The organism is Rhizobium sp. Root1204, from assembly GCF_001424965.1.
Taxonomy (GTDB): Bacteria; Pseudomonadota; Alphaproteobacteria; order Rhizobiales; family Rhizobiaceae; genus Pararhizobium.
Window position 1 is genome coordinate 118,227 of sequence record NZ_LMCZ01000003.1, and the last position, 13,742, is coordinate 131,968.

The following is a 13,742-nucleotide window of genomic DNA, read 5'->3' on the forward strand; positions in this document are numbered from 1 at the left end:
GGCAAAGCCGTTGCGGCAGGCAGCCGGCTCCAGCAGGACCGCCGACCGGGACGGGGTCGGGTGGCGAGCGGGGTCCTTGTTCTTCCCTCTTTCTTCCTTCTGATGACATGGAAAAGGCCGGTCCGAAAGGAACCGGCCTAAGAGCCTGACTCGAAAAGAATTCAATAAAGATAATATCTTGCGAGGCGTCGGGTAAGAATGCGGATGTGGGCGATGATGATCCACGCTTCTGCGGAAGCGATTGATTTCTCCCAATCCTTGGCCAATCTTCGGCATCTTCCAAGCCATGCGAAGGTGCGCTCCACGACCCAGCGACGCGGAAGGACTTCGAAGCCCTTGGCCTTGTCGGTGCGTTTGACGATCTGGAAAGTGAACCTAGCGATTTTTTGCAGCGCGCCCCTGAGCTTTGGTCCGGCATAACCTCCATCGGCGAAGATATGGCGGAGCCAAGGCCAGCGCTTGAGAATGGTTTTGAGAACGGCCGCCGCGCCGTCGCGGTCCTGAATATCGGCGCTGTGCACCATGAGACCGACCATCAATCCGAGCGTGTCGACGACGATGTGACGCTTGCGACCCTTGATCTTCTTGCCCGCATCATAGCCCGCAATTCCTCCGCTTTCTGTGGTTTTGACGCTCTGGCTATCGATCACACCAGCAGACGGCGAGGCTTGCCGGCCTTCCAGCTCGCGCGCCTCCATCACAAGACGATGGTTGATCCGACCCCATAAACCCGTTGCTCGCCATTCGTAGAAATAGGCCTGAACTGTCGTAAACGGTGGAAAGTCCTTTGGCAGCATGCGCCACTGACAACCCGTCGAAGCAATGTAAAGCAGCGCATTCACGACCTCGCGAAGATCGGTGCTACGCGGCCTGCCCAAACGCCTTGGCCCAGGTAGGCAAGGCGAGATCAATCCCCATTCCCGGTCCGTCAGATCACTTGCATAGCGGCTCGCGCGTCGGGCATATTGCCGACGGGTGAAATCAGTCCATCCCATTGTGGTCTCCGTTCGTCCTAAGCAAACAAACAGAATCACAAATGACTGATTTCACTCAACTCTTTTTCGGTCAGGCTCTAAGAGAGGGGGAAGAAGAAGCGGAGCCGAAGCTCCGCCCGAAACGGCTCAACCGAGCGCCGCCATCTGCGCCTCGGCCGCCTTGCGGTCGAGCGACTGGCCTGGGTTTTCGACCGGGCGGTCGAAAGGCTTCCAGGCTTCGCCGATGACGTGGCCGTAAGCGGCAACGGCGCCCTCGGCGGCCATCCGCAACGCGTGGGACTGTATACCCATGTCGGCTGCGAATTCGCGCTTGCGCTGGGCGGCGCTGTCGTATCCGACCGGACCATCGAGATCCTCGTCGCGGGCATCGTTTGCCGACTTGGCGGTTGCGTCTCGGGCTTCGGAGACTGCTCGGCTGTAGAACTGGCCGGCTCCGTGCGCCGAGCCGACATAGGCCCCGACGATACGCTGGAGATGGATCTGCATCGCTTTTTCGCCGAGACCGTCCGAGAGGCTGTCAGCGGTCTCGATGATCAGGCGCTCGTGGAGTTCACGGATGCCGTCGCTGTCGACCACCGCGGTCCCGAAACTCTCGGCGATCAGCATTGCCTGGGCGGTGTCCGGGCATGTCAGCCTGACCATTTCGAGGGTTGCGCCCTTGCGGAGCGGCACGACGCGGGCGGCAGGTCGATTGGTTGCGGGCTTGGCCATGGGTTCTTCCTTTCGTGGTTTCCACCGAAGCGGCTCCGGCCCCTGCCGGTCTGCCCTTCGATGCGGTCGACAGGAACCGGTTGAGGACGGGCGCTTTCACAGGTCCGGGACGGCCGGACGAGCGAAACGGGTTTGCGGACAAGCGGGGTAAAGCCCTGCGAAGGACGCGAACCCGTTTTGCGAGGGAGGCTGCACCGGCCGCTCTGCGGCGCGCCAGCGGCCTTGAAACGATCGGCCGCCGGTTCAGACCGCAGCGAAAACGAAGGGCAGACCGGCGGGGGTTGGGCGATGACCCGGAAACCCCGGAGGAGAGAACCCCTTGTAACCGACAGCCCGCATCCTGTCCTCCAGCGTATCAGCCCGGCACGAAAAGCGCCGCCTCCCGGTCGAGCTCACGCCGCCGCATTGCCCGCATCGTCGCCGAGTGTCCGACGCATGCCGGTGATCGCCCGCTCCTGACGCTGGAGCTTGCGAGCCAGGACAGCGATTTCCGTTCGTCGCTCGAAGGCTAGCCGCTCGACGTGATCCTGAAATAGCTGTTCGTCGGAGCGCGTCCACCGCGACCCGCCCCGGCGGTGCGAACGGGCCTTGGCCTTCTCGGTGACCGCTAGGCGTTCGGCCCGTGATCTGCCGGTGAATGCGATCGAGATGGTGGCGCGTCTCACGACGCGCCGCCTCCATGCGGGACAGAAGAACGCGGGGACTGACCGGATTCATGGACTGATCACCCGCGCCTGCCAGTTGATGAAAGACGACGGTCCGTTATAGGCAGCGTGGCGCGCCGGATCGATGACGAAGCCAAATCGGCCAACCGCGTACTCGTCGCTTGGTACGAGAAAGCGGCGCTCTTCCGCACGGCTGGCCCGCACGCCGCCAATCGTGGCGATGACTTCGGTCATACCGGCATGCTGCTCCGAGCGTAGCGCGGAGATGACGATCCAGTCGCCGGCATGCTCCAGCTCGAAGGTGCGGCGATCCTTTTCATGGGATTCACCGGGCGCAAGCAGACGGCCGAAGATCGATTCCCGGGCATTGGGCCACGAATCCCGGATCGTCCGATCGGCACACTTACGCTCGTATGCGGTAAAGAGGTTCGGATAGGCGAGGGCCACTGCAGCCCACGCGGCATCTTCTTCGTACCAGCCGCCGGCGCAACGAAGCATCGGATGAATTTTGACATTGCGCTCCTTGGACAGCTTGAATCCGCCATGCCCGGCAGTGGTGTGAGCGACGATACCCGCCGCGTAGACGTTGGCGCCCTGCGACGATCCCCATGGTGTCGAGCAGTTCATCCGAACAGTTGGCCGGGCGAGCGCCCTGAACTCGCGGCTGTGCTCGGCCTGCTCGATCATCCGTGCCCGAAATTCCGCCTCATCCACAACGGCGCCATGATGCGAGTAGAAGTCGTCGCGATTGAGCTCGGAAAGCGGCCGCGACACTCGCCAGGCGCTGGCGAGGAAATGCCGGCCGTTTCGTGCCGGGACCATGGCGAAGACAAGATCGCCGATACGCGCGACGGGCAGGTCATCGGCGCTGCGGCCAAACTCCATCCCTGAACCTTCAGGGGTGGCAGCTTCTGGGGCTTGGAGAGCGGGCGGGTTCATGCCGCAGCCCTCCCTTCGACGTGATCGGCCGCCACTTCATCGGCAGTGACCTCTTCCAGCACGGCATTGGGATAGCCATGCCGGGTCAACCATTCCTCCGCCGCTTGGCGATTGGCGGCGAGGTGGACGAGTTTGGCGTTGTCGCCGGCGCGGTCGAAAACCCTGATGTGGCCGAGCCGCGGGCGCTCGATCACCTTGAATGTGAGGCTGCTGTCGAGCGAGAACGTCCGGTGGATGCGGATCGTGATGACGCCATTGGCGCCGAAATCGCCCTCATGCAGCGTAAATTCGGGCGACAGGTGGACATTGCCGATGCCACGCTTGCCCTGCTTGTGGATCAGCCGACCCTTGCTGTTGCGGTTCTCCCAAGCGGCGAGCTTTTGTCTGTGGCGTTCGGGCGGGCGGGGCGTGCCGTCGGACCAGGCGACAATGGAGCCGATCGGAGCGCGTTCGTAAATCAGAAACGCAAACATGCGCTTTCTCCTGTTGGATGGCGGATGCTGGAAAAAAGCCGCCGCCGGTGATGGCCGGCGGCGGTATTGGTCGGAATGAAAATTTGGGAGGCACCTACTCGGCCGCGATTCCGTAAGCGGTTTCGGGATCCTCAGTGCTGGTGTCAGCGTCGGCATCGTCCAGGTCTTCGAGGTCAGCGTCCGCCGCATTGCGGTCGTCCTGGGCTTCCGGAACATGCGGTTTGTCGACTGCGTCGTCCTCGATCGACGGATCAGACTCACCGTCGGCGCCGTTCTCGATGCCGCCGATCGGCCCGTCGACGGGTGCATCGTCGTCCTCGCTGTCATGCTCCATGTTCTTGACCAGCCACTCGGCCAGCTTCGCGTCATCGGGTGGGAAGAGGGCGGCCGAATGCACGAAGCGTTCGTCCTTGAAGTGCTCGACAAGGGCAGCGCGGGTGTCCCTGACGCGCGGGCGGGGGGCAACACTCGTGCCGCCGCAGGACGCTTCTAGCGCGGGGCGCGAGAGGCACGCGAGGAACTCCTCCGTGCCCATGTTGGGAAGATAGGCGTCGGCGCCGACGGCATCACCGGCAATCCGAACAACGATGCCGCTATCCGTACGATTGGTCCGGGCCGACAGGGCGTCGATCAGGGTCAACCTGGCCACGACACGAAGTGCGTCCATGTCGAACTCCAGCTTGCCGCTTTCACCGATCAGCCGGACGGCGTGCCGGGCGAAACGCCTGGAGCCGTAGAGATGGTTGGAGGTTTCGGAGCCGGAATCGACCGAGACGTTCTGCCCGGCGAATGCGAGGACGAGCAGCGCCATGAGGGTATCGTCCTCGATCGGCGCTCGTGCCAGTGCCTCGTGCAGCGCGTCCGTGCGAAAATCGCCTATCATGTCGACGCCGTTTCGTGTCACGTCCGGCCGGGTCTTGGCTGCGACATCGATACCCTCGTTTCCGTCCTCGCCGCCGAGCGCGGTCGGATCAGCCTTGCCCTTGACTTGTCTGACCTCCGGCATCCGGAAGTGAGCAGTCTGCACCTTGCCGTCACGGTCGAGATACATGGCGGTGCAATCGCCCTTGCCGGGCTTGCCGTAGACGCGCTCCGCCTTCGGCGGCAATTGCGGCTGGCCGAAATTGCTGACTTCTACGATGGCGCCTTTCTTGGGAAGATTGCTGCTCATCCACTCCTGCTGCGCACCGAGGAAGGCTTCGACGTTCGTCGTGTAGCGGTTATCCTCGTCGGCCGGTCCGAACAGGTCTTCCGCCCACTCGATCCCATAGGCCTGGCGGAGGTCGTCGCCAAAACTCGCATCGCGTGCGAACATGCGGGTCTTGACGAGGCCGTTGGTAATCGCCCACCAGGCCGCCGTATCACCCTTCTTCGGCTTTTGCGCTTTCCAGACTTCCTTCTGCTCATCGTGCGGAGCGGCTGCGATGGTTCGGAGCTGCTGCTCGGACGGCATGTCGCCCTTGGCCATATGGTCGAGCATCGCCGGCAGGACGTTGGCGAGCAGACGAAGCTTGCGGATCTGACGGACCGCCAGGGCCAGCGCGATCGCTATCGCCTCCTCGGTCCAACCGAGTGCAACGAGGCGCTCGATGCCACGCCATTGGTCGACCGGATTGAGCGGCTCGCGCGCGATGTTTTCGATCATCGAACGCATTGCGCCATTATCGTTGGCCGCCTCGACGACGATAACATCGATTTCCTCGATGCCGGCGGCGATGGCCATGCGGGTGCGCCGGTGACCGGCTTCGATGACATAGCCGTTGCCGCCGGCTTCGGCGAAAATGACGGGCGGCTGGATGACGCCGACGGCCTTGATGGTCGCAAGCAGCAACGCGTCGGCCTGGGGCGTCGACTTCGACTGGCGCGTATTGTCGGGATTGTCCTTCAGCGCACGCGGATCGACCTTCATGAGTTGCATGGGAGTGTTCCTTTCCGGGGATGCGGACGCGGCCTTCTGCCGGTCCTTCCTGTCTTCATTTTTCCTGAAGACATCTCCCGGACCGCAAAGCGGCCCGACCGGCGCAACTGCGGGCGAGCGGCCCTGCCGCGAAGGACAAGCGAGGCTAACAGCCTTGCGAAGGACGAGTGGCCGGGATGCGCAGGCCGAGGTTGAGCGCCAGCGGCGACGGGAGGACCGATCTGCGACCGGTTATCTTTCCCTTTCTCCTTCTCCCTTTCCCAACTTCTTCCGATAAGCGCAGAGCTCGGAATCCGGGTTGAGCGGGAACAAAAAAAATGGGCCGTCGGAAGAACCGAGGCCCATGAAGTGTGAAGGTTATTTAACCTCCAGAGGGGAACAGCTGTTGCGGCGGCACTGGGAGGAGACCGCCATGTGCATCAGCTGTGTGCACTATGATGATATTTTGATCAGATGGAAAACATTTTTTGTGCAATGCACCTATGCACATGCTGCACTGCTTCCAAAATCAGGCTGCCTCCCTGGCAGAGGCTCCTGCCTCGCGCGCCTCGGCCGCGAGCTCCGCCTCAACCTCCCGGAGCTGGCGACGCTTTTCGGCCAGCTCACTCGCGAAGGCAAAATCGCCACCCTGACGGGACTGGTAGGAAGCAAGACGCCGGCGCGCTTCCTCCAGCCGCTGGCGATCACGTTCCCGCTCCCCGTCGAAATCATCCAGCGCATGCTCGAGGCGGGAGACGGCGCCGAGCGGCGTCACGGTGACGGCGAGATCGATCTCGTAGTCCGCGCCCGTGCGCTGAAGCATGGTGGTGTAGCGATAACCGTCGGACCTGCCGAACCGCTCGCCGTCATAGACGAGATCGAAGCCACCAATGGAGGCGATGACGATCTCACCCTCCTGTTGAAGCTGGACGAGGGTGAGGATCTCCTTCATCAGCGCGCGGCCGGCGTCCTTTCGCTCGTCGTATGAAAGACCTGTGACGGTCATTGTGAAGGCATCTCCCGCAGTCGGAACCAGCCGCGCGATGTCCTTGCCGATCTCGCCGATCCGCCGGGTCGAGACCTCAATGTCGCGTTCGGCGTCCCGGACCTGTCGGCGCACCGCGAACAGGTCGTCATCATGGGCGGCGCGTAGCCGCTCGAGACGAGCGATATCGGCTTCGAGACCAGCCTTCTGCATCAGGCGCTCGTCGCCCGAGGCAATCGCCTTGGCCATGGCGAACTGGTTGGCCTGGCCTTCACCCAGGTCGTCCAGCCGGCGGATCGAGGTGTCGCCGGAAAGGGCAGCAGTGATGAAGCGGGCCTTGCGCTCGTTATTCTGCCACATCGCAGCATCCAGTGACCCTTGCGTGGCGTAGGCGAAGATGTCAACGACATCATGCTGATTGCCCTGGCGGACAATGCGGCCCTCGCGCTGCTCGATCTGTGACGGCAGCCACGGCACATCAAGGTGATGCAGCGCCTTCAATCTGAGCTGGGCGTTGACGCCGGTGCCCATCATTTCCGAGGAGCCGATCAGGAAGCGAACCTTGCCCGAACGGACGTCGCCGAACAGGCGCTGCTTGGCTTCGGTCCTCTTGAAGTCCTGAATATAGGCGATTTCCGATGGCGGGACACCAAGACGGACCAGTTCGTCGCGAATCCAGCGATAGGCGCTGAAGCCGCGCGCCTTCTCGACATTGATGGTGCCGAGATCCGAAAAGATCATCTGCGCGGCGCCCGGAAGCTCAAAGGGCTTGCCGTCCGGGCGATGATAGATGTGTTCGCTCGTTTCCTTCCAGATGCGAAAGGCATTCTCGATGAGGAGATTGAGCTTATTGTCCGGCTCGTTGTCGTTTGCCCGAATGACCAGGCGCAGGTCGATCGCCGCATGGCGGCCGTCGGTGATGACGGACAGCAGAATATCGTCTCCGGGCTGAGCCGGCGCCTCGCGCATCTCGATCGCCTTGATGCGGCTGTCGAGGATCTGCTGATAGAGTTTGAAGGCCGGCGTCGGCTGCGCCGTCAGAATCTGCCGCCGACCAGTCGAGAGTGCCGGGACCTTCACATATTGCTTCAGGTCCTCCGGCATCACCACATCGGCGAACGAGCGGAACATGGCGATCAGCTCGGGCACGTTGACGAAGCTCGCGAACCGGCTCACCGGCTTGTATTTGCCGGACGGCTGGATTTCGAGTTCGGTCGTCGTGTCGCCAAAGGTCGAGGCCCAGGCGTCGAATTCGTGAAGGCCCCGTTCGCGGAGCGCCTCGTGGCCGAGCAAGCGCTGGATCGAGAACATCTCACCGAGCGTGTTGGTGATTGGCGTGCCGGAGGCCAGCACGAGCGCGCGTCCGGGATTCTTGGTCTCGATATAGCGGGACTTGACATAGAGGTCCCAGGCCCGCTGCGATCCGTTCGGGTCGATGCCTTTCAGTGTCGACATATTGGTCGCGAAGGAGAGCTTGCGGAATTCCTGCGCCTCGTCGACGATGATCTGATCGACGCCAATTTCCGAGATCGTAAGAAGATCGTCCTTGCGGGTTGAGAGCGCTTCCAGCCGCTCCTGCAAACCTTCCTTCAGGCGCTCGAGCCGCTTGCGCGACACCCGATCCTCGCTGTCCACCTTGGTCAGAAGATCCTCGTAGAGCTCCAGCTCGTCCTGGATCATTTGGCTCTCGAACGCCGACGGCACGGCGATGAACCTGAAGGCGGAATGGGTGATGATGATCGCATCCCAGGTGGCCGTGGCGGCGCGGGACAGGAAACGTGCCCGCTTGTCCTTGGTAAAATTGGTCTCGTCGGCGACGAGGATACGAGCGTTCGGATAGAGGGCGAAGAACTCGCGCGCCGCCTGCGCCAAGCAATGGCCCGGCACCACCAGCATCGCCTTGGCGATCAGGCCGAGACGGCGCTGCTCCATGATGGCGGCGGCCATCGTCATCGTCTTGCCGGCGCCGACGGCGTGAGCGAGATAGGTGGAGCCTGCAGAAATAACCCGCCAGATGCCGCGCTTCTGGTGCCCATACAAAACAAAGGCGCCAGAGGCGCCGGGCAGTTTCAGGTGGGAGCCGTCGAACTTTCGCGGCGCGATATTGTTAAACCGGTCATTGTAGACTCGCGCTAGCCGGTCGGTTCGATCAGGATCAGTCCAGACCCAGGACTGGAATGCTTCCTTGATTTTCTGCAGCTTGTCGCGGGCCGCTTCGGTATCGACGACATTCAGGACACGGCGTTCACCGCCGACGTCCTTGAACATGTCGAAGATCTGCGGAACCCGGCTGTTCAGCGCATCGGCCAGCAGCTCGCCGGCATGGCGCCGCCTTGTGCCCCATTCGGAGGTGCCGGCGGCGTTGTAGCCAAGCTGCCGTGCCTCGACGGTCCATGACCCGAGTTCCGGCATGTGATGGATCCGGATGTCGGCATCTATCGTCTCCTTGACGAAGGCGACGACATCAGCAGCCGGAATCCATGGCGCGCCGAGACGGGCGGTGATATCCGACGGCCGGAGGTCGGCGGGCTGGACATCCTGCAGCGCGCGGACATTGCGCTCATAGACTGGATCAAGCGACGCGGCTGCCTCGGCGACCATGAGCTTCGTGCGGACCGAACCGGAGAGATAGGCGTCGGACGTCAGCCATGACCCGTCGGCGGGATCGCGGAAGATGGCGTCACCGAGTTCGTCGATCACACCGCCGGGATCACGATGCAGCAACTCGGCAATATGCTCGGGATCGACGCGGCCGCGTTCGTTGAGGACGACAGCCAGCGCATCAGCCGCCGAGGTGATGACGGGTGATCCGGGAGGAGAAATCACCCGCTCGGTGAAAATCGGGCCGGGTTTTGCCGTATCGGTCTCAATGTCGTAATCCTCGATCGAGGCGACCAGCCAGCAATCCGGGTCGTCCAGGAACGGCTGGAGATTGGACCGGCGATGGGTTTCGTGGACCTCGCCGCTTTCCTCATCCTCCGAGATCGAAACCGTCGTATGGTTGATCGGCCCGAAGTCGCGCACGAAACTCGACCAGGCGATGCGCAGCCGAACCTGCAGATCTCGCCACGGTCGGTCCAGCTCCTGCGCTTTGAGAACCTCGCGCACGGCATCGCGGATCGGAACCAGCTTCTTGACGATCCGGACATGCTTTTCGGACAGGCCTTCGCCTGACCGGCCTTTCCGCACCGAAACCGCGAGCGGCACTCCGTCGATCATTTGCATGAGACCGTGGCGGTTATTGATGAAGAAGCTGCCCTCGCGGACCTTGTCGTTGCCAGAGCGGAGATCGACGATCTCGCCCAGTTCCTCTTCCAGATCGATGTCGATCTGCGACGGCTCGCCGTCATACCGATCCTCCGGAAGAAGAGCGATCACGGCCTTCAGTGCCGTTTCGAGATCTTCATCGGCGCGTGGCCGGCACGTATAGGTCTCACCGAACGGGCCAGACGTTAAGGCATGCTCGCCGAGCACGAGATCCGGGTGCCGCGCGAACCAGCGGTTCACGCGGATTGCACCGTCGTCGGATGTGGCCGGGCGCACCTCCTCCAGATCGAGCCACGACAGCTCGCCCTCCGGCTCGGCGATCCGGCGCTTGCGGAAGAACAGGATGTCCACCACTACGTCCGTGCCGGCGTCGCGGCGGAAGCTGCCCTCGGGCAGGCGGACGGCGGTGATCAGGTCGGCGGATCTGGCGATATACTCGCGGGCCGTCGCGTCCGCCTTGTCCATCGTGCCCGAACTCGTGACGAAAGCGGCGAGTGCGCCAGGCTTCAAGAGATCGATCGACCGGGCGATGAAGTAGTCGTGCAGCCGGAGACCGAGCGGACGGTACTGCCGATCCGAGCGAACCGTTCGATCGGAGAAGGGCGGGTTGCCGATGGCGAGATCATAGATCGAGTTGAGATCGGTGCGCGCGAAGTCGGCGTTGATGACCCGGGCCTTCGGTTGAAGCAACCGGGCAATCCGCGCTGTCACCGGATCGAGTTCAATTCCGGTAACATGGCTGGTATCCCTGAGAGCTGTTGGCATCAGCGCCGGAAACAGTCCCGTGCCGATCCCTGGCTCCAGAACACGTCCGCCACGCCAGCCGAGACGCCGAAGGGCGGCCCAGATTGCGCGAATGATGAACTCGGGGGTGAAATGGGCATACTGGGTGCAGCGCGCCAGCGAAGCATAGTCGGCGTCGGTGACGGCACTTTCCAGTGAACTGCCGAGGTCGGCCCAGCCTTCCCGGAAATCGACTTCGCCTGGACGCCGGAACATGCCGTTTGCGAGTTCCGATGCGCCAAAACCGGTGAAGCGGATCAGCCTCGCCTGCTCGTCACGGGTGGCGGGTCGATCCTGCTTTTCGATTTCGGTGGTAGTCAGGATGGCCGCAAGATTTGCCTTCGCCCGCTCCTTCCAGGTCGCGGCCAAGCCGCGGTCGTCGCCGTCATTGAGATGGAAGTTGGTTCGCTCGCCTTGTCTCCGCGTCGCCGGCCGCTTCGCAGCTGGCAGAGGCAATGCCGGCGTCGGGGAGGTCGGTGTCGGATCGGGATTGTCGTCGTTGGCGGCGAAACCGCCAAACGCGGTGACGCCCAGACCGAGGCCGGACGACAATGCGCTGCTGCCGAACATATCGAAGGTGAAGGGATCGTGGGACATGGAAGCTCCTTTTCGAGGATGTGCGCCATCGCCCATGGGACATGGTCCCGTGGCTGCGAAGGCGGATGAAAATGAGGTGGGGGAATTTGGACCTGGTTCGTCCGGTGGCACCGATCGCGAGCTACGAGCGCGTGATCACGGAGAGCTGCATGGTTTCCGGCGTAAACTCCGCCCGCAGATGCGTGGCTTCGGGGTTTGTGGAAAGCATGGCTTCCAGGCTCTCGCCGGCGATGAAGACGATGCCGTCGTCTCCCCCGAAATACCGACGCTTGTAATGCCAGCAGTCCGGATTGGTCTTCGGATCGCACTCGTCGGCATAGACCACGAGCGCCCTTTGACCCTCTGCCAGTTTGCCGTTGGAAAGCAGATAGACGCCTTCGTCGCCGACGATCCACAGACCGGGCCGTTCGTCCTTGCCTGGGAGGAGACCGTAGTGGGGGTTGCGGAAGCCGCCATTGGCTTCCGCGTCACTGCGTCCGCGCGCGATTACCGCAGGGACCTCGATCACGCTGAAAGTGAACATGGCTACTTCCTCACGCGGCGATCGGGGAGGGAAGGTGGCGAAGATGCACCGGCAGCTTCGCAGCGATCTCCTCGTCAGTGAGATCGTCGAGCAGCTTCAGGAAAGTGCCCTCGTTGCCGCCATAGAGCATCACGGTGCGTTTGCCGCGGGCGGCCTCCGGCCATCTGTCCCCGGCATAGCCGCGATAGCCATCCGCCGTGATGCTCCAGACATTCTCAAGCCGCTCTTCCCGCGTCATGGCTCGCGTCGGACGGCTTTCGCGCTCGATGATGGCGACGCGCATCGTTTCGACGAATGCCTTGTCGGAAAGATCGCAATAGCCATGGAAATAGCGGATGATTTCGTCGATCCTGAGCGCGAAGAACACTGATGTCACCGAGCCGGTCATGAATTCGCGCATCGCGAACATGGACCCTCGGATCCACAACGGCGGCAGGATCTCGAACATATAATCATGTTCAGTCTCGCCGATCTCGAACCATTCGCCTGAGTAGATTGGCGCGGCATCGCCGTCCCAACGGTTAGGGCGCTGGGCGTGACGGTCGAACATGCGGAACATCTGCTGGCGGCTTGCGACGCCCTGAAAAACCTTGGCGGTTGCGGGAGAGGGGATCATCTGCGGCTCCTTTGCGTGTTTTCGGACCGAAGTGCGGCGCCGTCCTCTCGACCTCGCCATCCTCTTCAGTCCTTCATGACCCCTTCCGAGCCGCCGGCATCGCGGCCGGCCGGGTCAAGGGCCGGCTCCGCCGGGCGAAGCCTCCCTTGACGCGGGCGGTGCGAATGCGGCACGCCACTTTCCTCTCTTTCCCGTTTTTGCTTTTCCCTGATTTTCAGGGTCTCGTTCCAATCCTCCTTGGGCGGGCGCAGCCGCGTCCAGTCGCACCCGGTATCCTCGGCGAGCGCCCGCAACCGCTCCGCAAACACATCCCCTTGAGAATTGGCGTCCGTCGCCGCGACCAGCCGGGCGTCAGGTCGGGAGGCCAATTCCCGCAGCGCGGCTTGCGTGGCCGGCGACCATCCACCGCCGGTGCTTAGATAGAGCGTGCCGTCGCGCAACCCCTCGATCGCTGCAAGGCTCATGGCGTCGATCGTGGCTTCGGTGACGGCCAGGCGCAACGCAGTATCCAACCCGATACGGAAGAGAACCTTCGTTCCGCCAGAGGCGAACCCCCGGTATTGTGGCCCCCGTACCTCCCAGCCGGTCACCACGCCAGCATTGTCCGTATGAGCTGCCCACATGCTGCCATAGGGGCCTTCCCGAAGCAGGTCGGCGTTGATCGCAGCATGGAGCAAAGGCGCCGGCAGCCAGCGCTCACTATTAAGGTAGCGCCATGTCGATGATCCGGGCCATGGGCTGCGGCGCGCCTGCCAACGCTTAGGGACGGAGAGGTTGAGTCCTTCACCACGCCTCGCAGGCTGCCACTCCGGTTCCGTGATCCCGAAACCAACGAGATCCGCGACCCTATCGGCGCCTTCGAGAAAACCGACATGATCGAGATGCTCGACAAGCCCGAAGACATCGCCTTTCGCATCGCTGAGCGGATCGAACCATCCGCGCCCCTCATGCATGACGATGATGATCTCGCCACCACGGCGAAACTTGACTGCCCGCCGGGTGCTTTCCTTGATGTCGATTGCGAACCTCGCCCGTTCAAGAACGGCCGCGCAGCTCACCTGCTCACGCAGCGCCTCTATCTCTCTTCTTTTCATTTTGCTCCCGATCGCACTGCGATCGGCCTCCATTGCCTCTCCTTGCCCGTCGCTTCGCGGGCACGCTTCGGCCAGCCGCGAAGAGCAAAGGCTGCAAGGGCGCGGCTGGCAATTGTCGGATCATGCAATGCTTGACCGCGGCGAAGCCTCCCTTGCGGCGTGCAGCGCGCAAGCGGCACGCCAAAGGCAAAGGCTGG

10 protein-coding genes are annotated in these 13,742 nt (G+C 62.8%); all 10 read right to left on the minus strand.

Translation table 11 applies throughout. The annotated features are described in order from the left end of the window. Window positions 1–161: 161 nt before the first annotated feature. A complete protein-coding gene (locus ASC96_RS05075; protein WP_060501970.1) occupies window positions 162–995 on the minus strand; it encodes an IS5 family transposase in 834 nt (277 codons plus the stop codon). A gap of 126 nt (window positions 996–1,121) precedes the next feature. Continuing rightward, window positions 1,122–1,706 carry a hypothetical protein gene (locus ASC96_RS05080; RefSeq protein WP_060501971.1) on the minus strand — a complete coding sequence of 195 codons (585 nt, stop codon included), beginning with the start codon at window positions 1,704–1,706 and terminating at the stop codon, window positions 1,122–1,124. A gap of 392 nt (window positions 1,707–2,098) precedes the next feature. After that, on the minus strand, window positions 2,099–2,371 hold the full coding sequence (locus ASC96_RS05085) for a hypothetical protein (protein ID WP_244481873.1): 273 nt from the start codon (window positions 2,369–2,371) through the stop codon (window positions 2,099–2,101). Between the two features lie 48 nt (window positions 2,372–2,419). Further along, a complete protein-coding gene (locus tag ASC96_RS05090) occupies window positions 2,420–3,310 on the minus strand; it encodes a hypothetical protein (protein ID WP_060501972.1) in 891 nt (296 codons plus the stop codon). Beyond that, entirely contained in the window at window positions 3,307–3,783 is a 477-nt protein-coding gene (locus ASC96_RS05095; protein WP_060501973.1) for a hypothetical protein, read from the minus strand. The genes ASC96_RS05090 and ASC96_RS05095 overlap by 4 nt, the downstream gene beginning before the upstream one ends. A gap of 94 nt (window positions 3,784–3,877) precedes the next feature. Further along, complete coding sequence (locus ASC96_RS05100; protein ID WP_060501974.1) at window positions 3,878–5,701, minus strand: ParB N-terminal domain-containing protein; 1,824 nt, start codon at window positions 5,699–5,701, stop codon at window positions 3,878–3,880. Window positions 5,702–6,209: 508 nt separating this feature from the next. Beyond that, window positions 6,210–11,312, minus strand: coding sequence for a DEAD/DEAH box helicase family protein (locus ASC96_RS05105; protein ID WP_060501975.1), 5,103 nt, complete (start codon window positions 11,310–11,312; stop codon window positions 6,210–6,212). Window positions 11,313–11,433: 121 nt separating this feature from the next. Next, entirely contained in the window at window positions 11,434–11,835 is a 402-nt protein-coding gene (locus tag ASC96_RS05110; RefSeq protein WP_060501976.1) for a DUF3085 domain-containing protein, read from the minus strand. 10 nt (window positions 11,836–11,845) lie between these two features. Further along, the gene (locus ASC96_RS05115) at window positions 11,846–12,451 is read right to left on the minus strand and encodes a DUF1419 domain-containing protein (protein WP_060501977.1); all 606 of its coding nucleotides are present in this window, start codon (window positions 12,449–12,451) and stop codon (window positions 11,846–11,848) included. 65 nt (window positions 12,452–12,516) lie between these two features. Beyond that, complete coding sequence (locus tag ASC96_RS05120; RefSeq protein ID WP_060502066.1) at window positions 12,517–13,545, minus strand: DUF3991 and toprim domain-containing protein; 1,029 nt, start codon at window positions 13,543–13,545, stop codon at window positions 12,517–12,519. Window positions 13,546–13,742: the final 197 nt, after the last annotated feature.